Genomic DNA, 23,003 nt, shown 5'->3' on the forward strand with positions numbered 1-23,003 from the left:
GTTGGAGGCGCCGGCATTCTTCGCTAAGGATTTTCCCATGGATCTCGGAGCCCGCATTGCCTGGGACGATACCGTCCTGCCCTTCCAGCTCGACGCCTCGGACATCCGGGGCCGCGTGGCCCGTCTCGACGGCACGCTGGAAAGGGTGCTGGCCCAGCACGACTATCCCCCCGCCATCGAGGCGCTGGTGGCCGAGACCGCCCTCCTCGCCGCGCTGATCGGGCCGACGGTCAAGCTGCGCTGGAAGCTGTCGCTCCAGATCCGGGGCGACGGCCCGGCCCGCATCATCGCCGCCGACTACTACGCCCCGGAGGCCGACGGCGAGCCCGCGCGCATCCGCGCCTGGGCCAGCTACGACCCCGCCCGGCTCGACCCCGCCGGCGAGGGCTTCGGTCAGATCGGCAAGGGCTACTTCGCGATCCTGATCGACCAGGGCGAGGGGACGACCCCCTACCAGGGCATCACGCCCCTCTCGGGAGGCTCGCTCTCGACCTGCGCCGAAACCTACTTCGCGCAGTCCGAGCAGTTGCCCACCCGCTTCGCCCTGTCCTTCGGCCGCTCCCGCCTTGTGGGGGGGGCCGAGCAGTGGCGCGCGGGCGGCGTGATGATCCAGTCGATGCCCAAGGCCGGCATGGGCGTCGCTGCCGCCGAGGGCTCGGGCGACAACGGCCTCCTCCATCACCGCGACCTCCTCGACGGCGAGGAGGGCGAGAACTGGTCCCGCGCCAACATCCTCCTCGACACCGTGGAGCCGCTGGAACTCGTGGGTCCGCAGGTGCACCCGACCGACCTGCTCGTGCGGCTCTTCCACGAGGACGGGCCGCGCATCTTCCCGGCCCATCCCGTCGCCTTCGGCTGCTCCTGCGGCGAGGACAAGGTGCGCCAGTCCCTGTCGATCTACTCGGCCAAGGACATCCGCCACATGACCACGCCCCAGGGCGTCGTCACCGCCGACTGCCAGTTCTGCGGCGCGCATTACGAGTTCGATCCCACGACCCTCGGCTTCGAGGCCACCTCCCCGGCGGGCGCGGGTGCGTCCGTCTGAGGCCGAGCCCCTGCTGCGCCGGGCGCTGGCGGTCCCCCGGGCCGCCTCGTCCGACTACGACCTCGACCCCGGCCTGCCCCGCCCGGAGGGCCGGGCGCTGCGCCCCGCTGCCGTGCTCCTCGCCGTGGACCTGTCGGGACGCGAGGCGCGGGTGATCCTGACCAAGCGCTCGGCCCACCTGCGCCACCACCCCGGCCAGATCGCCCTGCCCGGCGGCAAGCTGGAGCCGGGCGAGGACGCCCCCGCCGCCGCCCTGCGCGAGGCGCGCGAGGAGATCGGCCTGCCCCCCGGCCAGGCCGAGGTGCTGGGCGCCTACGGCCCCCACGAGACGGTGACCGCCTTCGAGGTCACCGCCGTCCTTGCCCTGGTCCGCCAACCCTTCATCGCCCGCCCCGAGGCTGGCGAGGTGGCCGAGGTCTTCGCCGTGCCCTTGTCGCATCTCGCCTCGCTGGACCGCTACCGGGTCGAGGGCCGCCGCTGGCAGGGCCGCCACCGCCGCTATTGGGTCGCGCCCTGGGGCCCGTATTATGTTTGGGGCGCCACCGCCCGCCTCCTGCGCGAGCTGGCGGCGCGGATGGACGCCGCCCGATCCGAAGGTTCCGCATGACCGACCCGATCCCTGCCGCCCTCCTGTCCGACCCGTCCGCCGCCCGCGTCCTTCGCCTGCTGGGCGAGGGCGGCCACCGCGCCTGGATCGTCGGCGGCGCGGTGCGCGACGCGCTGCTGGGCCGCCCCGTCGGCGACATCGACGTGACCACCGACGCCCCGCCCGAGCGGGTGGCCGAGCTGGCGGGCCAGGCCGGCCTCAAGGCCCTGCCCACCGGCATCGAGCACGGCACCGTCACCCTCCTCGCGCCCCGGCCCGTGGAGGTGACGACCCTGCGCCGCGACGTGGAGACCGACGGCCGTCACGCGACCGTCGCCTTCGGCACCGAGCCGGAGGAGGACGCCCGCCGCCGCGACTTCACCATGAACGCGCTCTACCTCACGGCGGACGGCGCGCTGCTCGACCCGACCGGCGGCCTGCCCGACCTCCACGCCCGCCGCATCCGCTTCGTCGGCGACGCCTCCACCCGCATCCGCGAGGATTACCTGCGCGCCCTGCGCTACTTCCGCTTCCACGCGCAGGTGGGCGACCCCGAGGAAGGGCTCGACCCCGACGCGCTCGATGCCATCGCCCGCAACCTCGACGGCCTCGACACCCTCTCGCGCGAGCGGGTGGGCCACGAGATGCTCCGCCTCCTCGCCACCCCCGACCCCGCGCCCGCCGTCGCCGCCATGCGCGCGACCGGAGCGCTGGCCCGCGTCCTCCCCGGAGCGGGCGACGGCCTGCTCGCCCCGCTCGTCCACATCGAAGGCGAGGCCGGCCTCCCGCCCGACCCCCTGCGCCGCCTCGCAGCCCTGGGCGGCGAGGATGTCCCCGAGGCGCTGCGCCTGTCGCGCCAGCAGGCCAAGCGGCTCGACCGGCTCCTCGACGGCATGGGCACGTTCTCGGCTCCTGGCGAGCTGGGCTACCGGCTGGGCGAGGCGGAGGCGCTCGACGTGCTCGCCCTCCGCGCCGCGCTGTCGAACGCGCACCTCGACCCCGAGGCCGCCCGCCTCGCCCGCCACGGCGCGGGCCAGCGCTTCCCGTTGGCCGCCGCCGACCTCGCGCCCCTTGCGGGTCCCGCTCTCGGCCATCGCCTGCGGGCGCTCGAACGGGCCTGGATCGACTCGGGCTTCGCCCTATCGCCCAAGTCGCTGCGGACCCTCCCCGAGGAACCTGCCTGAAAACCCGGCACCTCCGGTTTCCCCAGCCTCCCGCCCGGCCTATATCCGCCGGGCAACCCCGTTCCCCTGGCCCGCTCCGCCACCGCGCGGCAGCGGCCCCCTTTTGATGATCCCATGTTCCGCTTCTTCGAGAACCTCGTCGATCCCTTCGCGCCGCACACCCCGGTGAACGACCCGCCGCGCCGGCTCTGGCCGTTCCTCAAGGGCTACATGGGTCCGTTCCGGGGCGTGTTCCTCGCCACCGGCCTCTTCGCCGCCGCCGTCGCGGCGGTGGAGCTGTGGCTGATCTCCTGCTCCGGCCGCCTGATCGACACCCTGACCGCCTCCTCGCCGGAGGCGGTCTGGCGCGACCACGGGACCGAGCTGCTGCTCGTCGCCGCCTTCGTGCTGCTCGTGCGGCCCTTGGTGTTCGGGGTGCAGGCGCTCCTGCTCAACAACGCGATCCTGCCGAACTTCGGCACGCTGATCCGCTGGCGCGCGCACGGCCACGTCCTGCGCCAGTCGGTCGGCTGGTTCGAGAACGACTTCGCCGGTCGCATCGCCAACCGCGTCATGCAGGCCCCCCCGGCGGCGGGGGATGCCGTCTACAACGCCTTCGACGCCATCGCCTATGCGATCTCCTACATCGCCGGCGCGGCGGTGCTGCTCTGGACGGCGGACCCGCGCCTGCTGATCCCGCTCGCGCTCTGGGTCATCCCCTACGCCGCGCTAGTGGTCTGGGTCGTGCGCCGCATCGGCCCGGCCTCCGAGGCCTCGTCCAACGCCCGCAGCCAAGTCAACGGCCGGGTGGTGGACGCCTACACCAACATCCATTCCGTGAAGATGTTCGCTCAAGGCGACCGCGAGTTGCACGAGGCCCAGGCCGCCATCGCCGAGACCCGCCGCACCTTCCAGCGCGAGATGCGGCTCTTCACGATCATGGACCTGGTGCTGACGCTGCTGAACGGCCTCCTGATCGTGGGCGTGGTGGGCTGGGCCATCGGGCTCTGGACCGGCGGCCTCGCGAGCGTCGGCATCGTCGCGGCGGCCTCGGCGCTGGTGCTGCGGCTGTCCAACATGTCGGGCTGGATCATGCTGTCGGTGTCCGACTTCTTCCGCTCGCTCGGCACCGTGGCCGAGGGGATGCAGACCATCGCCCAGCCCATCGAGCTCCTCGACGCGCCGGACGCCAGGCCCCTCCGCGTGACCGAGGGCCGGATCGAGATCCGCGACCTATCCCACCACTACGGGAAGGGCGGCGGCGGCCTCGACTGCCTGACCCTGACGGTCGAGCCCGGCCAGAAGGTCGGCCTCGTCGGCCGCTCGGGCGCGGGCAAGTCCACGCTGGTCAAGCTGCTCCTGCGCTTCTACGACGCCGAGAGCGGGTCCATCCGCATCGACGGCCAGGACATCCGCGCGGTGACGCAGGATTCGCTCCGCTCCGCCATCGGCATGGTCCAGCAGGACTCCTCGCTCCTTCACCGCACGGTGCGCGAGAACATCCTCTACGGCCGTCCCGACGCCACCGAGGCCCAGATGATCGGCGCCGCCCATCAGGCCGAGGCGCACGACTTCATCCTCCGCCTCCAGGACGGCGAGGGGAACCGCGGTTACGACGCCAAGGTGGGCGAGCGGGGCGTGAAGCTCTCGGGCGGCCAGCGCCAGCGGATCGCGCTTGCCCGCGTGATCCTCAAGGACGCGCCCCTCCTCATCCTCGACGAGGCGACCTCGGCGCTGGACTCCGAGGTCGAGGCCGCGATCCAGGGCACGCTGGCGACGATGATGGAGGGCAAGACGGTCATCGCCATCGCGCACCGCCTGTCCACCATCGCCCGCATGGACCGCATCGTCGTCCTCGACGACGGCCGCATCGCCGAGGACGGCGCGCACGAGGCGCTGCTGGCCCAAGGCGGCCTTTACGCCCGCTTCTGGAACCGGCAGTCCGGCGGCTTCCTTGACCTGGACGCGGAGCCCGAGCCCGCCCTCACGGAGATCGCCCGATGACCGACGCCGCGGATCACCGCCCCGCCCGCCCGTCCTGGGCCGATCGGTTCTCGCGCCTGATCCCGCCCTTCGACGAAGGCCCGGTGCCGCCGCCGCCCACGACGCTCTGGCGCTTCTTCGCCTGGTGCCTGCGCGGGTCCTTCCCCGTGCTGCTGGTGGCGTCGGTCGTCAGCGTGCTGGCGGGCTCGGCCGAGGTGGTCTCGGCCATGCTGCTCGGCACGGTGATCGACGCCGCCAGCGCGAGCGGCCCCGACGCGCTCTGGAGCGAGCACACGCTCCTCTTCGCGGCCATCGCGGTGTTCCTGATCGTGCTGCGGCCGCTGACCTTCGGCGCCTCGGCGCTGTTCCAGTCGGTGGTGATCGGCCCGTCGCTGAACGTGCTGGTGCTGTCGCGCCTGCACCGCTGGACGCTCGGGCAGGACATCACCTTCTTCGACAACGACTTCGCGGGCCGCATCGCGCAGAAGCAGATGCAGGCGGGCCGGGCGGTCACCGAATCGACGGTGGAGTTCATCAACACCATCGTCTTCGCGCTCTCCTCGGTCATCGCCACGCTGATCCTCGTGGTCGCGGTGGACTGGCGCGTCGGCCTCGCGCTCGGCCTCTGGTTCGTGGGCTACCTCCTCTACATCCGCCGCTACCTCCCCCGCATCCGCAAGCAGGCCGAGGGCCGGGCGGCGGCGCGCGCTGTGGTGACGGGGCAAGTGGTGGACACCATCACCAACATGCGGACCGTCAAGCTCTTCGCCCATGCCGAGGCCGAGGACGAGGCCGCCATCCGTGCCATGGCCCGCTACCGCGACACCACGCTCGACTACGGCACGATCTCCACCAGCTTCCGCTATGGCCTCATGGTCATCGCCGGCATCCTGCCGGTGCTGATGGTCGGCCTGACGCTGCACTTCTGGACGCAAGGAACAGCGACGGCGGGCGACATCGCCGCCACCGGCACCGTCGCCCTGCGGATCGCGCAGATGACCGGCTGGGTCAGCTTCGCCCTCATGGGCCTTTACGCCAACGTGGGCGAAGTCGAGGACGGCATGAACACCCTCGCCCACAACCATTCTCTCGTGGACGCCCCCGACGCCGTGCCCCTGCGGAGCGCCGAAGGCATCCGCTTCGAGCACGTCCATTTCACCTACGGCCGGCAAGGCGAGGAGGACGAGGGCGGGGGCCTGCACGACCTCGAGCTGTTGATCGCCCCGCGCGAGAAGATCGGCCTCGTCGGTGCCTCGGGCGCTGGCAAGTCCACGCTCGTCGCGCTGCTCCTGCGGCTCTACGACGTGGAGCGGGGGCGGATCACCGTCGGCGGCCAGGACATCCGGCACATCACGCAGGAATCGCTCCGCAAGGCCGTCGGCATGGTCACGCAGGAAACGGCCATGTTCAACCGCTCGGCCCGCGACAACATCCGCTACGGCCGCCCCGACGCCACCGACGAGGAGGTGGTCGCCGCGGCCAAGGCGGCCCGCGCCCACGACTTCATCCTGACGCTGGAGGACTTCAAGGGCCGCACCGGTTACGACGCCCACCTGGGCGAACGCGGGGTGAAGCTTTCGGGCGGCCAGAGGCAGCGTATCGCGCTGGCCCGCGCCATGCTCAAGGACGCGCCGATCCTGGTGCTGGACGAGGCCACGTCCGCGCTCGACTCCGAAGTGGAGGCCGAGATCCAGGCCGCGCTGGAGGAGGCCATGGTCGGCAAGACCGTCATCGCCATCGCGCACCGCCTGTCTACCATTGCCAGCATGGACCGGATTGTTGTTATGGACGCCGGAACCATCGTCGAGGAAGGCACGCACGAGGCGCTGCTGGCGCGCGGCGGCCTCTACGCCCGCTACTGGAACCGCCAGTCAGGCGGCTTCCTGACCATGGAGGCCGAGGCGGCCGAATGACCGTGTGCGACGCCCCGCCGACTTGCGCCGGGGACCGCCCTCGCCCATCTAGGCCGCCTTGACCTTCCGGGCCGCTTCATGACCGCAATCCCCGACACCGCCGCACGCGTCGCGACCCTCACGCACCACGGCCAAGGCCGCCTCGCGAACGGCACGCTGATCCCCCGTGTCCTGCCCGGCGAGGAGGTCGCGCCCCGCTCCGACGGGACGTGGCGGATCGTCACGCCCTCGCCCGACCGGGTGGCCGCTCCCTGCCCTCATTTCACCGCCTGCGGCGGCTGTGCCATGCAGCACGCCTCCGACGCCGTCGTGGCGGACTGGAAGGCGGGGATCGTGCGCGGCGCCCTCCAGGGCCAGGGCCTCGCGGGCGAGGTCGCGCGCGTCCTGACCTCCCCGCCCAACAGCCGCCGCCGCGCTCGCCTCGCTGCCCGGCGGCTGAAGAAGGGCGCGCTCCTGGGCTTCCACGCCCGCGCCTCGGACACGGTGATCGACAACCCCCATTGCAAGATACTCACGCCCGGCCTCATGGCGCTGCGCCCCGCGCTCCTCGACCTCGCCCAGATGGCCGCCCCGCGCTCGCGCGAGATCGGGCTCCTGCTCACCGACAGCCCGGCGGGCGCGGATGTCGTCGTGGAGGACGCGCGCGACCTCGACCTCGCGCTCCGCCAGGACGCCGCCGCCTGGGCGGCCCGCGCCGGCGTCGCGCGCGTGACCTGGAACGGAGAGCCCACCTTCCAGCGCGAAGGCCCCTGGCAACCCATGGGTCGCGCCCGCGTCGTCCCGCCGCCCAGCGCCTTCCTCCAGGCCACGCGCGAGGGCGAGGCCGCGCTCGTCGCCCTGGTCCGCGAGGCGACGCGCGGCGCGACCCGCGTGGCCGACCTCTTCGCTGGCGTGGGCACCTTCGCCCTGCCCCTCGCCGAATCGGCCGAGGTTCACGCCGTCGAGGGCGAGGCCGCGATGCTCGACGCGCTCGCGAAGGGCTGGCGCTCCGCGCCGGGCCTCCACCGCGTCACGACCGAGGCCCGCGACCTCTTCCGCCGCCCGCTCGACCCGCTGGACCTGCGCCGCTTCGACGCTGCCGTGATCGACCCGCCGCGCGCCGGGGCCGAGGCGCAGGTCCGCGCGCTGGCCGAGGCGCGGCTGCCCGTCATCGCCTACGTCTCCTGCAACCCGGCGAGCTTCGCCCGCGACGCGAAGACCCTTCTCGCGGCGGGCTACCGGATGGACCCGATCACCGTCGTGGATCAGTTCCGCTGGTCCGCGCACGTGGAGCTGGCGACGCGGTTCACGCTCGGCCGGGATCAAGAATCCCTCGCGGAATCGGGAACGATGACGTAGGATCGTCGGGGAACGGCGTCAGACCGGACAGGCGACAGTGATGATCTCCCGACGAAACCTCCTCCTGGGCGGCACCGCCCTGATTGGCCTCGCAGGCTGCGGCGCGCCCTCCAAGTTCCGCAAGTACAAGGGCCCGCGCGTCACCCGCGTCCTGGTCTACAAGTCCGAGCGCAAGCTCTACCTGATGCATGGGGACAAGGCGCTGCGCGTCTTCGACTTTGAATTGGGCGGCGACCCGGTCGGCCCCAAGATGATGGAAGGCGACGGCAAGACGCCCGAGGGCACCTACCGCATCGATCGCCGCAACCCGAACTCGAGCTACCACCTGTCCATCGGGATTTCCTACCCGAACGAGATGGACAAGGCGCGGGCCGAGGCCATGGGCGTGCGCCCGGGCGGCGACATCTTCATCCACGGCCAGCCCCGGGGGATCGACGGCCGCGCCTACATCGACGGCGACTGGACCGCCGGCTGCATCGCCGTCCCCAACCGCGAGATGGAGGACATCTACGCGATGGTGCCCGATGGAACCCCGATCACCCTGTTCCCGTGACGCGAGGCGCGGGCCGCCGTCAGGTGGCCAGCACCAGCGTCCACCAGATCTTGCCCGAGGGCTCCTGGAACCAGGCCAAGCCCAGCCGGGTCGCCGTGCGGTCGAGAAGCACGGCCCGGGTCGTCGGGTCCTCGGCCCAGGCGGCGAGGGTCTGCAACTCGTCCTCGTAGGTTTCCGAGATCAGCTCCCCCACGAGGCGGCCCTGGTAGCCTACGCGCTGGAGGCGATCCACCGCCGAGGAGCCGTCCGAGCCGAAGTGCCAGGGCCGGTTCTGCACCGCCATGTCGCGGCTGTGGGTGGCGGCGGCGGCGTTCAGCGCCGGGTCGAGCGCCACCGGCGCGGCCCCGGCCGCGGTCCGCAGCGTGTTGAGCGAATCGGCCAGCCGATAGCCGATCTCGGCCTCCATCTCGGGCGTGATTCGATAGACCGTCGGCAGCGGCAGGCCGTCCGGCCCCACCAGCGGCCGGGCCGCGCGCCCGCCTCCGCAGGCCGAAAGCCCCAGCAGGGCCAGTCCCGCCGCCATCATCGCCCTGCGCTGCATCCCGAGAAACCCCTGATCGCTGTCCCAGCGGCTCCTTTAGCCGCGCGCCCCGGGGGTTTCAAACGGGTTCGCCACAGTGGGACGCATCTGACGAGACCTTGAGTTGTGACGCCGCGACAGGGATTGTAACGCTCCGCTCACGAAGACGGCAGAAAAGGGCAGGCAACATGGCCGACGGCAAGGGAATCACTCGCAGGGGCGTGCTGGGCGCGGGCATGGCGATGCTGGGCGCGGGGCTCGCGGCCCCGGCGCTGGCGCAGCAGGCCAACTCCACGGAGATGGAGGCCGAGATCTCCCAATCGACGCGTCACAACATCTCGGCGTTCCGCACCGTGAATTGGCAGGACCACTTCGCCACCACGGCGGGCGGCGTCATCATCTGCGACATCCAGTGCCGCGCGCTGCATTACTGGAGCGCGGACCAGTCGATCTACCGCCTCTACCCGACCTCCGTGCCCGCCACCGACGAGCTGACCCGCCTGGGCGAATGCTCGGTGGTGGACAAGGTCGTCGCGCCGCCGTGGCGTCCCACGCCCTCGATGCGCGAGCGCAACCCCGACTGGCCCGAGTTCGTGGCGGGCGGCGATCCGATGAACCCGCTCGGGCCCTATGCGCTCTACCTGAGCTGGCAGTTCTACCGCATCCACGGCACCCACGACACGCGCAAGATCGGCCGCCGCTCCTCGAACGGCTGCATCGGCCTCTACAACGAGCACATCGCCGAACTGTTCAGCCTCACCAACGTCGGCACGCAGGTGAAGCTGATCTGAGGTCGAGAGAGGGGGGCTTCGCCTCCCCTCGGGATATTTGGGGTCAGAAGAAAGGCCGGGTCTTGGTTTTCGTGCCTTTCCTCGTCTAACTCCGCGACGGGAGGACCGACCATGAGCCACGCCGTCACCATCTGCCCTTCCATCCTCGCCGGCGACTTCGCCGCCCTGGGGGCCGAGTGTCGCGCCCTGGGCGAGGCGGGGGCGGACTGGATCCACGTGGACGTGATGGACGGGCACTTCGTCCCCAACATCACCTTCGGCCCGCAGATGTGCGCGGCGCTGCGGCCCCATGTCACGGGGGTCATGGACGTCCACCTGATGATCGCGCCGGTGGACCCCTACATCGACGCCTTCGCCAAGGCCGGGGCCGACGTCATCACCGCGCATCTGGAGGCCGGGCCGCACGTCCACCGCACGCTCCAGGCCATCCGGGGCGCGGGCTGCAAGGCCGGGCTCGCGATCAACCCCGGCACGGGGATCGAGGCGGTGGGGCACCTGCTCGACGACATCGACCTCCTTTGCGTCATGACCGTGAACCCCGGCTTCGGGGGGCAGTCGCTGATCCCCGCGATGGTGGAGAAGGTCCGCGCCCTGAAGGCCCTGACCGCCGGCCGGCCCATCCGCATCCAGGTGGATGGCGGCGTGACCCTCAGGACCGCTCGCAGCGTCGCGGCGGCCGGGGCGGACCTCCTCGTGGCCGGGTCGGCGGTGCTCCAAGGCGGCCCCGCCGCCTACGCCCGCAACATCGCCGCCCTGCGCGACGCGGCGCTGGGCGTCCTCGTCTAGGGCCGTCTCCCGCTCAGGGCCGGAGATACCCCGCCGCCGTCATCTCCTGCAAGGCGATCCGCTGCGCCATGGCCAGCGCCTCCTCGGGCGTCCGCTCCCCGGTCAGGACGGAGGCGATCACCTCGCCCACGGCATTGCCGAGGCCCTGGAACTCGGGGATGGCCACGAACTGCACGCCGACATAGGGCACCGGCTCCACCGCGGGATCGGACGGATCGGCGGCCAGGATCGACCTTAGGGTGAGCTCCGCGAAGGGCGCGGCGGCGCGGTAGTCGGGGCTCGCATAAAGCGAGGCGCGCGTCCCCGGCGGCGCGGCCGCCCAGCCGTCCCGCTCCGCCACCAGCTCCGTGTACCCCCGCGAGGTGGCCTAGGCGACGAACGCCCGCGCCTCGGGCACCGCGTCCGAGGAGGCGGGCACCGCCAGCGCCCAGGCCCAGAGCCAGCTCGCCCGCCGCCCCAGCCCCGCATCGGGGGCAAGCGCATAGCCCAGCGTCCCGGGCGCGCCCTCCAAGGCCGAGGCCGCCACCGTCGCGTCGATCAGGAGCCCGCAGCGCCCGTCGCGGAACAGGGCCACCGTCTCGTTGAAGCCCCGCGCCTCCGCGCCCGGCGGCCCCAGCGCCAGCAGCTCCAGGTAAAGGTCGAGCGTCGCCCGCCAGGCCGGCCCGTCGAGCTCGGGCCGCCAGGCCTCGTCGAACCACCGCCCGCCCAGCGAATTCGCCATCGCCGTCAGCAGGGCGACGTTCTCGCCCCATCCGGGCTTGCCGCGCAGGCAGATGCCGTAGGGTCCCGCCTCGGGATCGTGGACCGCCCGCGCCACCTTGCGGATGTCGTCCCAGGTCGGCGCCTCGGGCATCGCGACCCCCGCTCGGGCCAGCAGGTCGGCCCGGTGGATCGTCATGGACGACTCCCCGTAGAACGGCACCGCGTAGAGCGTGCCCTCCAGCGACAGCGCCTCGCGGATCGGCGGCAGCAGGTCCTCCACCTCGTAGGCGGCAGGCAGGTCGTCCAGCGGCACGAGCCAGCCCCGCCCGCCCCAGATCGGCACCTCGTAGGTGCCGAGCGTCAGCACGTCGTAGCGGCTGCCGCCCAGCGCGATCTCGGTCCCCACCTGCCGCCGCAGGGTTCCCTCGTCCAGCACCACCCATTCGAGCCGGAGGCCGGGATGTTCGGCCAGGAAGGCCCCGGACAGGGCCTGCATCCGCGCCATGTCCGGGTTGTCCACGGTCGCGATGGTCAGCGTCACCGGCTCCGGCTCCTGCGCCAGGGCGGGACCGGTCAGGCAGGCCAGCGCGGCCAGGAACCGGCGCATCATGGACATGGCTCCTCCCCAGGGCCGGCGTGACCCCGACCTCGGTCCTCGCGTCCGGAGAGCCTAGCGCGGGCGCCCCGCCATCGTCCATGCGCGATTCCGGCCGTGGGGCAGGCCGCGCCGGATCAGATCCAGCCCCCCAGGCTCCGCAGGATCGCCCCCGTAAGCGCGTCCAGATGCGCGGGGTCGTCGTTGAGGCAGGGGATGTAGGTGAACTGTTCCCCGCCCGCGTGCTCGAAGGCCTCGCGGATCTCGCCCTCGATCTCCTCCAGCGTCTCGATGCAGTCGGCCGAGAAGGCGGGCGCGCAGACGGCGAGGCGCTTCACGCCCTCCTCCTTCACCAGCCGCGCCACTTCCTCGACGGTGTAGGGCTTCAGCCATTCCTCGGGGCCGAAGACGCTCTGGAACGTCGTGCGGACCTTGGTCCTGTCCCAGCCCAGCGCCTCGCGCAGCAGGCGCGTCGTCTTCTGGCACTGGCAATGGTAGGGATCGCCCTGCATCAGATACCGCTTCGGCATCCCGTGATACGAGCAGACCAGCAGCTCGGGCTCCCGCTCCGCCGCCGCCCAGCCCCGCCGCACCGAGCCCGCCAGCGCCTCGATATAGGCCGGATCGTCGAAATAGGGGTCCATGACGCGGGCGATGGGCTGCCAGGTTTCGGCCATCAGCGCGCGGAAGAACTGGTCGCAGGCCGTGGCCGAGGTCGCGCCCGCGTATTGGGGATACAGCGGCACGAAGAGGATGCGCTGGCACCCCTCCTCCACCATCCGGTGCAGCACCGCCTGCGTGGAGGGATTGCCGTATCTCATGCAGAACTCGACCCGCACCCCGTCACCGAAGCGCGCCACCAGCCGGTCGCGGAGCCCCTCGGTCTGCGCCTTGGTGATGGTGAGGAGCGGGCTCTCGTTGCGCTCCCTGTCCCAGATCTTGCGGTAGTTGGCCCCCGAGGTGAAGGGCCGCTTGGTCAGGATGATGGTCTGGAGCAGCGGCTGCCACTTCCAGGCCGGGTAGTCGATCACCCGCCTGTCGGACAGGAACTCGCTCAGGTAGCGCCGCATCGACCAGTAGCCGGGATCGTCCGGCGTCCCGAGATTGGCGAGCAGGATGCCGATCCGGGCGGGCTGGACCGCCGGGTGCCCCTCGGGGGCATGGGCGGGGATGGCGGGCGGAAGGGGCGTCAGGGCGTTCATGGTGTCTCCCGAAACAGCGCCCGGCACCTTGCCGGGACCGGGGGGCGGGGGCAAGGGAGGATGCGCCGCAACTCCCTGCCCCGGCTGGATCAATTCGGCTCGACCGGAGGTCCGTCCCCGCGTCGCGCCTCCTCCAGCGCGTCGGACAGGCGGCGGGTGGCCGAGCCGGGCCGCAGCGCCTTGGGCTGGCCCGGCGCGGGGGCCCAGGCCGACAGCGTCACGACCTCGAAATGCGCCACCGCCCGGCCTTCGGCCAGCGGATAGCGTGCCGCCGCGCCCGCGATCACCGCGCGCCGGGTGAAATGGCGCACCCGCCCCTCCAGCGCGTTGGCCTCTCCCATCGCGCGCAGGTCCCGCATGAGAGCGAGCGCGTCGGGATAGCTCACGTCGTAGGGCAGCGAATCGGCCACCGGCAGCGCGAGCCCGACACGGCCCAGCAGGTTCCCCAGGTCGCGGATCTCCCCCATCGGCGCGACGCGCGGGCTCAGCCCGCCTGTCGCCTCGACCTCCGCCTCGGCCAGCGCCGCGCGCAGGTCGGCCAGCGTCGTCCCCCCGAACAGCGTGGCGAGCAGCAGCCCATCGGGCGCGAGCGCGCGGGCGCATTGCACGAGCTGGCCCACCGGGTCGTCGGCCCAGTGCAGGCAAAGGTCATGGATCACGAGGTCATGCGCGCCGGGCCGCAGGTCCAGCACCTCGGCATCTGGCAAAAATGTCGCGCCGGGCAGGCGTTCGGCCCAGACCTGCGGGAAAGGCGTCACCACGGCGGGTGCCGTGAACCGCCTCTTAACCTCGACCAGTCTATCCTGCACCTCGTCGGCGACCGCTTCCCGCAGGAACAAAGCGGAGGCCCGCCGGCGGTGTCGCAGCAATGCGGTCTGGTCGGTGAGCTTGGCCATGCCGCCCATGTAGGGGAGGGAACGAATGTTGCAAAGCGCGCGCGCGACGATGACGGACACGGCGATCGTGCTTCGCCGCGCGGTCTACCCGCCCGCCTGCGTGGCCTGCGGGGCGATGACCGAATCCGAGTTCGCGCTCTGCGGCCCCTGCTGGCGCGAGGCGGGCTTCCTTGCCGGCGCGCTGGTCTGCGACCGCTGCGGAACGCCCCTGCCCGGCCGCGACGTCGCCCTGGTGCTCTGCGACGACTGCCTCCGCCGTCCCCGCGCCTGGAGCCGAGGCCGCGCCGCCCTGCCCTATCGCGGCACCGGCCGGACCCTCGCCCTCGCGCTCAAGCACGGCGACCGGGCCGACCTCGCCCGCCCGCTCGGCGTCTGGCTCGCCGCCGCCGCGCGCCCCCTGCTGACCGGGGATCAGGTCCTCGTCCCCGTGCCCCTGCACTGGGGCCGCCTCCTGCGCCGCCGCTACAACCAGGCCCAGCTCCTCGCGACCGAGGCCGGGCGCGTCCTGAACCGCCCCGTCCTGCCCGACGCGCTGATCCGCCGCCGCTCCACCCGCGCGCTCGGCCATGGCGGGCGGGACGCGCGGTCCCGGGCCATGGCCGACGCCATCGCGCCGCATCCCCGGCGCGGCGCGGCGCTCCGGGGCCGGGCCGTGCTGCTGGTGGACGACGTGATGACCTCCGGCGCGACGATGAACGCCTGCGCCGAGGCCGCGCGGGCCGCAGGCGCGTCGGACGTGCGCGTGCTGGTCCTCACCCGAGCGCTGCTCGAACCCTAGAACACCGATGGCCCAAGCCCTAGCTTGATCCGGAACCCCTTCCAGGAGGCCCACCATGCCGACCGTCGAGATCTACACCTCCCCCACCTGCGGCTACTGTCACGCGGCCAAGCGGCTCCTGACGCAGAAGGGGGTCAGCTTCACCGAGGTGGACGTGGCGCGCGACCCCGCCCGCCGCCCCGAGATGATGCAGCGCGCCAACGGCCGCCGCACCGTGCCGCAGATCTTCATCGACGGCCGCCACGTCGGCGGCTGCGACGACCTTTACGCGCTGGAGGAGTCCGGCAAGCTCGACCCCCTCCTGACCGCGACCTGATCCCCATGCGTGCCGCGCTGATCCAGTTCACCTCCTCGGACGACCCTCAGGACAACCTCGCCCGCCTCCGCCCCCTGATCGCCGAAGGCGCCAGGGACGGCGCGCAGCTCCTCTGCACGCCCGAGGTGACGAACGTCGTGGCCCCCCGCGACCGCCTGCGGGAGGTCGCGACGACCGAGGACGCCGACCCGGTGCTTGCCGGCCTGCGCGAGGAGGCGTCGCGCCACGGCCTCTGGATCGCCGCCGGCTCCCTCGCGATCCGCACGGACGACCCGGACGGCCGCCTCGCCAACCGGTCTTTCCTCCTCGCCCCCGACGGCGCCATCGCCGCGCGCTACGACAAGATCCATATGTTCGACGTGGACGTGTCGGCGACCGAGACATGGCGCGAATCCAAGGGCTTCCGCCCCGGCGACCGCGCGGTGACGGCCGCCCTGCCCTTCGCGACCCTTGGCCTCGCCATCTGCTACGACCTGCGCTTCCCGCACCTGTTCCGCGCGCTGGCCAAGGCCGGCGCGCAGGTCCTCCTGGTCCCCGCCGCCTTCACCCGCCCGACGGGCGAGGCGCATTGGGAAACCCTTCTCCGCGCCCGCGCCATCGAGACGGGGTGCTTCGTCCTCGCCGCCGCCCAAACGGGCGAGCACGCGGGCCGCCGCCTCACCCATGGCCATTCGCTCGCCGTCGCCCCGTGGGGCGAGGTCCTGGCCGACGCGGGGCGCGCCCCCGGCGTGACGCTCGTGGACCTCGACCTCGCGCGGGTGGCCGAGGCCCGGCGGCGCATCCCCGCCCTCCTCCACGACCGCCCGTTCGCCGGGCCCTGATGCGGTCGCTCGGCCTCGCAACCGATCTCCTGGCGCTCTCAGGCCTCGCCTGGATCGAGGAGCATCCCGGCCATGTCGTCATCCGCACGCCCTCGGAGCCCGACTACTGGTCCGGCAACCTCGTGATCCTCCTCGGCCCGCCCGGCCGTCCGGCGGAGGAGATCGCCCTCTTTCGCCACCACGTCCCCGAGGCCCGGCACGTCAGCCTCGCCTGGGACCTCCCCGACCTCGACCCCGGCCCGCTCCGCGCCCTGTGGGAGCCGTTGGGCTTCGCCGTCGAGGTCGGGGATGTTCTGGCCTGCACCGGCCCCCCGCCCCGGCCCGAGCCGCCCACTGGCTATGTTCTCCGCGAGCTTCACGGTGACGCCGACTGGGCCGAGGCCCTGCGCCTTGGCCTTCGGATCGCCGCCGAGGAAGGCTACGACCTTCCGCGCCATGAGACTTATCTGCGCCGCCGCCTCGCCGGGCAGCGCCGGCAGGCCGAGGCCGGACGCGCCCGCTGGTGGGGCGCCTTCGCCGGACCGCGCCTCGCCGCCTCGCTGGGGCTGGTGGAGGGCGACGGCCTCGCCCGCTACCAGGACGTGCACACGGAACCGTCCGACCGCCGCCGGGGGCTCTGCTCCGCGCTGCTCGGCCACGCCGCCCATGCGGCGCTCGGACGCGACCCGTCGATGCGCCTCGTCATCGTCGCCGACGCCGAGGGCGCGCCGGGACGCCTCTACCGCCGCGCGGGCTTCGCCCTGGCCGAACGGACCGTCGGCGTCCTGCGCTCCGGCTACTGAGGCCTGCGCGTCAGTCCCGCACGCTCGTGGTGACGTAGTTCACCGACAGGTCCCGCTCGAACAGGCGCCAGTTCCAGCCCAGCGGGTTGAACACCATCCCCATCCGGTCCACCGGCCGCAGCCCCGCCCCGCGCAGCAGGTCGAACAGCTCGTCGGGCGTGATGAACTTGCGCCAGTCGTGCGTGCCGCGCGGCAGCCAGCGCATCACCCGCTCGGCCCCGACGATCGCCATAGCATAGCTCTTCGCGTTCCGGTTCAGCGTCGAGCAGACGTGCAGCCCCCCCGGAACCAGCAGCGCATGGACCGATCGCAGGTAATCCGCCGGGTCGGCCACGTGCTCGATCACCTCCATGTTCAGCACGATGTCGAACCGCTCGCCCGCCTCGGCCAGCGCCTCGGCCGTCGCGTGGCGGTAGTCGATCGCCAGCCCCGACCGCTCCGCATGGAGCCGCGCGACGGGGATGTTCCGCGCCGCCGCATCCGCGCCCACCACCTCGGCACCCAGCCGCGCCATGGGCTCGCTCAGCAGACCCCCTCCGCAACCGATGTCGAGAAGCCGCAGACCCGAAAAGGGCCTCTCCGCCTGCCGGTCCCGCCCGAAATGCGCCGCAATCCTCGTCACGATGTAATCGAGCCGCACCGGGTTCATCAGGTGGAGCGGCTTGAACTTTCCCTGCGGGTCCCACCATTCGGCGGCCATGCGCTCGAACTTCTCGACCTCCTGGGCGTCGATGCTGCGACCGGACGCCCCCTTCCCTGCCAGGCCGTCAGAACGCATATCCATGTCTCATCCCCTCGCAACCGCGCCACAAGGAATGATATAGCCCGGCCATGGACAAGGTCTCCGCGCCCCTTTCGTCGCGTTTCGCGCCCCATCCCGCCCTTTATCCGGGGCAGGAGCCCTTCGCGACGCACGCGCTCGACGTGGGCGACGGGCATCGGCTCTACGTGGAGGAATGCGGCAACCCCGACGGGTTGCCGGTGGTGGTGCTCCACGGCGGCCCCGGCGGCGGGTGCAGCCCGGCGATGCGGCGCTACTTCGACCCGCGCCTGTTCCGCGTCGTGCTCTTCGACCAGCGCGGCTGCGGCCGGTCCCGCCCCCACGCGAGCGTCGAGGCCAACACCACCTGGCACCTCGTCGCCGACATCGAGCGTATCCGCGAGCACCTGGGCGTGAACGCCTGGGCCTGCGTCTTCGGCGGCTCCTGGGGGGCGACGCTGGCGCTGATCTACGCCCAGGCCCACCCCGAGCGGGTGCGCGGCCTCGTGCTGCGCGGCGTGTTCCTGATGACGCAGGCGGAACTCGACTGGTTCTATGGCGGCGGCGCGGGGGCCTTCTGGCCCGACCTCTGGGACCGCTTCGCCGGCCTCATCCCCGAGGCGGAGCGCGGCGACCTCATCGCCGCCTACCACCGCCGCCTGTTCTCGGGCGACCCGCGCGAGGAGGTCCGCTTCGCCCGCGCCTGGGCCGGGTGGGAGAACGCGCTCGCCTCCATCGACAGCGAGGGGCCGGGCGGCACCCATGCCGCGACCGGGGCGCCGCTCGGCGGCTTCGACGCGCCGGCCGACTACGCCCGCGCCTTCTCGCGCATCGAGAACCACTATTTCGTGAACAACGGCTTCCTGCGGCCCGACCAGGCGATCCTGTCCAACATGCACCGCATCGGCCACATCCCCGGCGCGATCGTGCAGGGCCGCTACGACATGATCTGCCCGCCCTCCTCCGCCTGGGCGCTGGCGCGGCTCTGGCCCGCCGCCCGGCTGGAGATGGTCGCCAAGGCCGGTCACGCCCTGAGCGAGCCCGGCATCACCGCCGCCCTGGTCCGCGCCATGGACGCGCTGGGCGACCGCCTGTCCCCCGTCCGACAGCGGCAGGCCGCCCCGTGACGCCCCGCCGCCCCGCGCGCCCCCTGCGCCGCCTGGACTCCCGCATGAGCCGCCGGGGGCTCCTCGGGGCCGGGGTGCTGGCCGGGGTGCTGGCGGCCAGCGGCGTGCCGCTCCAGGCGCGGACGCGGGGCGGCGCGCTGCGCCTGGGCCTCGCGGGGTCCCTGCCCGGCCGCGACTGGACCCGCGCGCCCGCCGTCCTCGCCCAGGGCGCCGTCTACGAGACTCTCACCGAGATCGGCCCCACCGGCGACCTCCGGGGCGAGCTGGCCGAGGCCTGGGAGGCCGCGCCCGGCGCCCGCGTCTGGCACATCGCGCTCCGCCCCGAGGCCCGCTTCCACGACGGCCGCCCGCTGGGGGCCGAGGACGTGCTGGCCTCCCTCGCCCGCCACCGCGACGGCGTGCTGTCCGGCGTGGAGGAGATCGCCCCCCAAGGCCCCCTCGCCCTGCGGATCACCCTGGCCGAGGGCGATCCCGACTTCCCCCTCCGCCTCGCCGACCCGCGCCTCGTGATCGGGCCGGAGGGGCGGCTCGACGGCACCGGCAGCGGGCTCTACCGGCTGGCCGCGACCTCGCCCGACCGCCTGAGGCCCGACCGCTTGCGGCTCGACCGCGTGGCCGCCCATCCCCGCGACGGCCGCGCCGGCTGGTTCGACGCCATCGAGGCGCGCAGCCTCCCCGACCCCGCCCAACGGCTCGACGCCCTGCTCGCGGGCGAGGTGGACGTGGTGGACCCCCTGCCCCCCGACCTCCTGCGGGTCGCCCAGGAAGCCGGGCTCCTGGCCACCGCCGTTCAGGGCAACCGCCAGCTCCACGCCCGTCTGCCGCCCGACGCCGACCCGGCGCTCGCGGCGGTCCTGCCCCGCGCGCTCGACCGTGCCGCTCTGGCCGAGGCTTGGGGCGGCACGCCCGCCGCCGACCATCCCCTCGGGCCGCTGCACCCGGCGCTCGCCGCCCTGCCCCCGCCCGCCTTCGACCCCGGCGCGGCCGCCGCGCTGGCGGGCCACGCCCCCCTCCTGTCCGCCTGGGGGGGCCGCCCGACCGAGGACGCGACCTTCCGCCTCGCCCTCGCCGGGCCCTGGGGTCCCTTGCGCGACGACCCCGATCTCCGCGCCCACCTCGCCGCCGCCCGCGCGACCGAGGGTGAGGCGCGCGCCGCCCATTACGCCGCCGCCCAGGCGCTCTGCGCCGCCCGCGCGCCGGTCGCGGTGGTGGCGCACATTCCCGCCGTGACTCTCCACTCGCCGGCGCTGGCCCACGACGCTGTGTCCCCGCTCGCCCCTCTCGACGGCGGCCGCATCGCCAAGAGATGGTGGTTCGCCTAAATCCCTTGCAACAGGACGCGGCCTTCCCTATATGCCCTTCAACAGCGGCGTGCCGGCCTCCACCCCCGGCACTCCACCGGCAGACTATCGACGGGCCGCGCGCCCGTCTTTTCGTTTTCAGGACTGCCCTAGACCATGTCTGACCTCATCGCCAAGACCGCCATCGACAAGCGCCTCGCCGAGATCATCGAGCCGGTGGCCGCCGACCTCGGCCTCGAACTCGTGCGCCTCCGGCTCATGAGCGGCCAGCACCCCACGCTGCAGATCATGGCCCAGAAGCCCGACGGCAGCATGGAGGTGGACGACTGCGCCCGCCTGTCCACCGCCGTCTCGGCCGTGCTGGACGTGGAGGACCCGATCACCGAGGCCTACACGCTGGAGGTCTCCAGCCCCGGCATCGACCGCCCGCTGACCCGCCTCAAGGACTTCGACGCCTGGGCTGGCCACGAGGCCAAGCTGGAGCTCTCCGAGGCCGTGGACAACCGCAAGCGGTTCAAGGGCACGCTCCAGGGCACCGAGGGCGACGAGGTTCTCATCGAGATCGAGCAAGGCGAGGAGCATGTGACCATCGGCCTCAAGTTCGACTGGATCGCCGACGCCAAGCTGGTGCTGACCGACGACCTGATCCGCGAGACGCTGCGCGGCCGCCGCGACGCCGGCCAGATCGACGAGGCGCAGTTCGACGCCGTGGAAGAAATCATCGAGGGGGACGACGAAGGCGAGACGCCCGCCCCCACTTCGCAGGAGACCCACTGATGGCCATCACCTCCGCCAACCAGCTCGAGCTGCTGCAAACGGCCGAGGCCGTCGCGCGCGAGAAGATGATCGACCCCGGCCTCGTGGTCGAGGCGATGGAGGAGTCGCTCGCCCGCGCCGCCAAGTCCCGCTACGGCGCCGAGATGGACATTCGCGTGAAGATCGACCGCAAGACCGGCCGCGCCACCTTCACCCGCGTCCGCACCGTGGTCGAGGACGACGGCGTGGAGAACTACCAGGCCCAGCTCACCGTCGAGCAGGCCAGGCAGTTCCTCCCCGAGCCCAAGGTCGGCGACGAGATCATCGACGAGGTCCCCCCCGTGGACCTCGGCCGCATTGCCGCGCAGTCGGCCAAGCAGGTCATCCTCCAGAAGGTCCGCGAGGCCGAGCGCGACCGCCAGTTCGAGGAGTTCAAGGACCGGATCGGCACCATCATCAACGCCACCGTCAAGCGCGAGGAATACGGCAACGTCATCGTGGACGTGGGCGCCGGCGAGGCGATCCTGCGCCGCAACGAGAAGATCGGCCGCGAGGCCTACCGCCCCGGCGATCGCATCCGCGCCTATGTCAAGGACGTGCGCCGCGAGTTGCGCGGGCCCCAGATCTTCCTTAGCCGCACCGCGCCCGAGTTCATGGCCGAGCTGTTCAAGATGGAGGTCCCCGAGATCTACGAGGGCGTCATCGAGATCAAGGCCGTGGCCCGCGATCCCGGCTCGCGCGCCAAGATCGCCGTCATCTCCTACGACAGCTCCATCGATCCGGTGGGCGCCTGCGTGGGGATGCGTGGATCCCGCGTGCAGGCCGTCGTGAACGAGCTTCAGGGCGAAAAGATCGACATCATCCCCTGGAACCAGGACATGCCGACCTTCCTCGTCAACGCGCTCCAGCCGGCCGAGGTGTCCAAGGTCGTGCTCGACGACGAGGCCAACAAGATCGAGGTGGTGGTCCCCGAGGAGCAGCTCTCGCTCGCCATCGGGCGGCGCGGCCAGAACGTGCGGCTGGCCTCCCAGCTCACCGGCCTCGCCATCGACATCCTCACCGAGGAGGAGGAATCCAAGCGCCGGCAGGCCGAGTTCGACGAGCGCACCAAGCTCTTCGTCCTGGCGCTGGATCTGGACGAGTTCTTTGCCCAGCTCCTCGTGGCCGAGGGCTTCCGTACCCTGGAGGAGGTCGCCTACGTCGATCAGGAGGACCTCCTGTCCATCGACGGCGTGGACGAATCCACCGCACAGGAACTCCAGGCCCGCGCCCGCGACCACATCGAGGCCGAGCGCAAGAAGGTGCTCGACCGTGTGCGCGCCTTGGGCGTCGAGGAGACCCTCATCAACTTCCCCGGCCTCACGCCCCCGATGATCGAAGCTCTGGCCCAGGACGGCGTCAAGACGCTGGAGGACTTTGCCACGCTCGCCGACTGGGAGCTGGCTGGCGGCTGGACCGAGCAGGACGGCCAACGCGTCAAGGACACCGGCATCCTCGAGCCCTTCGACCTCGGGCTGGAGGAAGCCCGCGACATGGTGATGTCGGCGCGCGTCGCCTTGGGCTGGGTGGACCCGGACGACATCGAGCAGGATGCCCGAGAGGAGGCGGAGGGGGTCTGACCTCCTCCGGATCGCCGCGATGACGCGAGGCGGAGCCAGACTGGAACGCGAGGAGCCCGAGCGGCGCTGCCTCGTCACCAACGAGACGGGGCCCAAGTCGGGCCTTGTCCGTTTCGTGGTAGGGCCCGACAATGTGGTCGTGCCCGATATTTCCGGAAAACTTCCGGGACGGGGGATGTATGTGACGGCCTCCCGCCCCATATTGGAGCAGGCGAGGAAGGGCCAGTTCGCCCGCGCGGCGAAGGCGCCCGTCAACGTGCCCGAGGGCCTTGCCGACGAGGTCGAGCGTCAGCTCGTCCATCGCGTGGTGGATCTCGTGTCGCTCGCGCGGAAGGCGGGGCTCGCGATTGCGGGCTTCGAGAAAGTGAAGGAGGCCTTGGCCTTGGCGGGCGAAGGCCTCGGCAAGCGGGCCTGGTCCAAGGTGCGCGTCCTGCTCCAGGCCTCCGACGGGTCCGAGCGCGGGAAGGCGAAGCTCTGGACGCCTGAGGGCGCGCGCTACTTCAGCTGCCTCACGAGCGAGGAATTGGGGCAGGCCTTCGGTCGTGGAACCGTGATTCATGCGGCTTTGGCGTCTGGCGCCTTGGCCGACCGTGTTGTAGAGGAGGCCGCGAAACTCCGTGGCCTGAGAGAACTGGATGACGGCGACCGCGCCGCTCCCTGAGGAACAGAT

General features: G+C 72.3%; 22 protein-coding genes and 1 pseudogene. 18 read left to right on the forward strand and 5 right to left on the reverse strand.

Annotated elements, in window-relative coordinates; all coding sequences use genetic code 11:
• The first annotated feature begins 37 nt into the window (after positions 1 to 37).
• The 7 genes from hslO to J2Z33_RS05015 all read left to right on the forward strand — a co-directional run bounded on the left by hslO (position 38) and on the right by J2Z33_RS05015 (position 8,581).
• Positions 38 to 1,045 carry an Hsp33 family molecular chaperone HslO gene (gene hslO, locus J2Z33_RS04985; protein WP_209838513.1) on the forward strand — a complete coding sequence of 336 codons (1,008 nt, stop codon included), beginning with the start codon at positions 38 to 40 and terminating at the stop codon, positions 1,043 to 1,045.
• On the forward strand, positions 1,032 to 1,652 hold the full coding sequence (locus J2Z33_RS04990) for an NUDIX hydrolase (RefSeq protein WP_209838515.1): 621 nt from the start codon (positions 1,032 to 1,034) through the stop codon (positions 1,650 to 1,652). The genes hslO and J2Z33_RS04990 overlap by 14 nt, the downstream gene beginning before the upstream one ends.
• On the forward strand, positions 1,649 to 2,815 hold the full coding sequence (locus J2Z33_RS04995; RefSeq protein ID WP_209838517.1) for a CCA tRNA nucleotidyltransferase: 1,167 nt from the start codon (positions 1,649 to 1,651) through the stop codon (positions 2,813 to 2,815). Before J2Z33_RS04990 ends, J2Z33_RS04995 begins: the two co-directional genes overlap by 4 nt.
• Before the next feature lie 114 nt (positions 2,816 to 2,929).
• Entirely contained in the window at positions 2,930 to 4,798 is a 1,869-nt protein-coding gene (locus J2Z33_RS05000; protein ID WP_209838520.1) for an ABC transporter ATP-binding protein, read from the forward strand.
• Positions 4,795 to 6,690, forward strand: coding sequence for an ABC transporter ATP-binding protein (locus J2Z33_RS05005; RefSeq protein ID WP_209838522.1), 1,896 nt, complete (start codon positions 4,795 to 4,797; stop codon positions 6,688 to 6,690). The genes J2Z33_RS05000 and J2Z33_RS05005 overlap by 4 nt, the downstream gene beginning before the upstream one ends.
• A 78-nt stretch (positions 6,691 to 6,768) precedes the next feature.
• Positions 6,769 to 8,028: a class I SAM-dependent RNA methyltransferase gene (locus J2Z33_RS05010; protein WP_209838524.1), complete on the forward strand. Its 1,260-nt coding sequence runs from the start codon at positions 6,769 to 6,771 to the stop codon at positions 8,026 to 8,028.
• Between the two features lie 43 nt (positions 8,029 to 8,071).
• Positions 8,072 to 8,581 carry a L,D-transpeptidase family protein gene (locus tag J2Z33_RS05015; RefSeq protein ID WP_377109764.1) on the forward strand — a complete coding sequence of 170 codons (510 nt, stop codon included), beginning with the start codon at positions 8,072 to 8,074 and terminating at the stop codon, positions 8,579 to 8,581.
• A 19-nt stretch (positions 8,582 to 8,600) separates the two neighbouring features.
• Here J2Z33_RS05015 and dalA read toward each other — a convergent pair whose 3' ends face one another.
• Entirely contained in the window at positions 8,601 to 9,122 is a 522-nt protein-coding gene (gene dalA, locus J2Z33_RS05020) for a divisome-associated lipoprotein DalA (protein WP_209838528.1), read from the reverse strand.
• Positions 9,123 to 9,289: 167 nt separating this feature from the next.
• Between dalA and J2Z33_RS05025 the strand changes: the two genes are divergently transcribed.
• Together J2Z33_RS05025 and rpe are read left to right on the forward strand one after the other, a co-directional pair.
• Entirely contained in the window at positions 9,290 to 9,892 is a 603-nt protein-coding gene (locus J2Z33_RS05025) for a L,D-transpeptidase (RefSeq protein ID WP_209838530.1), read from the forward strand.
• Between the two features lie 111 nt (positions 9,893 to 10,003).
• On the forward strand, positions 10,004 to 10,678 hold the full coding sequence (gene rpe, locus J2Z33_RS05030; protein ID WP_209838532.1) for a ribulose-phosphate 3-epimerase: 675 nt from the start codon (positions 10,004 to 10,006) through the stop codon (positions 10,676 to 10,678).
• A gap of 13 nt (positions 10,679 to 10,691) precedes the next feature.
• Here rpe and J2Z33_RS05035 read toward each other — a convergent pair.
• The 3 genes and pseudogenes from J2Z33_RS05035 to J2Z33_RS05045 all read right to left on the reverse strand — a co-directional run bounded on the left by J2Z33_RS05035 (position 10,692) and on the right by J2Z33_RS05045 (position 14,082).
• Positions 10,692 to 11,990 (reverse strand): annotated as a pseudogene (locus J2Z33_RS05035) (ABC transporter substrate-binding protein).
• Positions 11,991 to 12,112: 122 nt separating this feature from the next.
• Positions 12,113 to 13,177: a ferrochelatase gene (gene hemH, locus J2Z33_RS05040; protein ID WP_209838534.1), complete on the reverse strand. Its 1,065-nt coding sequence runs from the start codon at positions 13,175 to 13,177 to the stop codon at positions 12,113 to 12,115.
• Positions 13,178 to 13,266: 89 nt separating this feature from the next.
• Positions 13,267 to 14,082 carry a methyltransferase domain-containing protein gene (locus tag J2Z33_RS05045; protein WP_209838784.1) on the reverse strand — a complete coding sequence of 272 codons (816 nt, stop codon included), beginning with the start codon at positions 14,080 to 14,082 and terminating at the stop codon, positions 13,267 to 13,269.
• A gap of 40 nt (positions 14,083 to 14,122) precedes the next feature.
• Here J2Z33_RS05045 and J2Z33_RS05050 point away from each other — a divergent pair, with 40 nt between their 5' ends.
• Genes J2Z33_RS05050 through J2Z33_RS05065 form a run of 4 tightly spaced genes read left to right on the forward strand, consistent with a single transcriptional unit; the run spans position 14,123 to position 16,770 of the window.
• Complete coding sequence (locus J2Z33_RS05050) at positions 14,123 to 14,851, forward strand: ComFC family protein (RefSeq protein ID WP_209838535.1); 729 nt, start codon at positions 14,123 to 14,125, stop codon at positions 14,849 to 14,851.
• A 55-nt stretch (positions 14,852 to 14,906) separates the two neighbouring features.
• Entirely contained in the window at positions 14,907 to 15,167 is a 261-nt protein-coding gene (gene grxC / locus J2Z33_RS05055) for a glutaredoxin 3 (protein ID WP_209838537.1), read from the forward strand.
• Positions 15,168 to 15,172: 5 nt separating this feature from the next.
• Positions 15,173 to 15,988, forward strand: a complete 816-nt coding sequence (locus tag J2Z33_RS05060) for a carbon-nitrogen hydrolase family protein (protein WP_209838539.1) — start codon at positions 15,173 to 15,175, stop codon at positions 15,986 to 15,988.
• Positions 15,988 to 16,770 carry a hypothetical protein gene (locus J2Z33_RS05065; RefSeq protein WP_209838542.1) on the forward strand — a complete coding sequence of 261 codons (783 nt, stop codon included), beginning with the start codon at positions 15,988 to 15,990 and terminating at the stop codon, positions 16,768 to 16,770. The genes J2Z33_RS05060 and J2Z33_RS05065 overlap by 1 nt, the downstream gene beginning before the upstream one ends.
• Positions 16,771 to 16,780: 10 nt before the next feature.
• Here the strand turns inward: J2Z33_RS05065 and ubiG are convergent, their stop codons facing one another.
• A complete protein-coding gene (ubiG, locus tag J2Z33_RS05070; RefSeq protein WP_209838786.1) occupies positions 16,781 to 17,548 on the reverse strand; it encodes a bifunctional 2-polyprenyl-6-hydroxyphenol methylase/3-demethylubiquinol 3-O-methyltransferase UbiG in 768 nt (255 codons plus the stop codon).
• Between the two features lie 53 nt (positions 17,549 to 17,601).
• On the opposite strand from ubiG, the gene pip reads away from it, so the two are divergent.
• The 5 genes from pip to J2Z33_RS05095 all read left to right on the forward strand — a co-directional run bounded on the left by pip (position 17,602) and on the right by J2Z33_RS05095 (position 22,994).
• Positions 17,602 to 18,657 (forward strand): prolyl aminopeptidase, encoded by a 1,056-nt coding sequence (gene pip, locus J2Z33_RS05075; RefSeq protein WP_209838544.1) that lies wholly within the window; start codon positions 17,602 to 17,604, stop codon positions 18,655 to 18,657.
• Between the two features lie 44 nt (positions 18,658 to 18,701).
• The gene (locus J2Z33_RS05080) at positions 18,702 to 19,979 is read left to right on the forward strand and encodes an ABC transporter substrate-binding protein (RefSeq protein WP_209838546.1); all 1,278 of its coding nucleotides are present in this window, start codon (positions 18,702 to 18,704) and stop codon (positions 19,977 to 19,979) included.
• 135 nt (positions 19,980 to 20,114) lie between these two features.
• A complete protein-coding gene (gene rimP, locus J2Z33_RS05085; RefSeq protein ID WP_209838548.1) occupies positions 20,115 to 20,735 on the forward strand; it encodes a ribosome maturation factor RimP in 621 nt (206 codons plus the stop codon).
• The gene (gene nusA / locus J2Z33_RS05090) at positions 20,735 to 22,333 is read left to right on the forward strand and encodes a transcription termination factor NusA (protein WP_209838550.1); all 1,599 of its coding nucleotides are present in this window, start codon (positions 20,735 to 20,737) and stop codon (positions 22,331 to 22,333) included. Before rimP ends, nusA begins: the two co-directional genes overlap by 1 nt.
• Positions 22,334 to 22,352: 19 nt before the next feature.
• A complete protein-coding gene (locus J2Z33_RS05095; protein WP_209838552.1) occupies positions 22,353 to 22,994 on the forward strand; it encodes an RNA-binding protein in 642 nt (213 codons plus the stop codon).
• The last annotated feature ends 9 nt before the right edge of the window (positions 22,995 to 23,003 follow it).

The organism is Rubellimicrobium aerolatum (genome assembly GCF_017872975.1).
GTDB classification, from domain to species: Bacteria; Pseudomonadota; Alphaproteobacteria; order Rhodobacterales; family Rhodobacteraceae; genus Rubellimicrobium; species Rubellimicrobium aerolatum.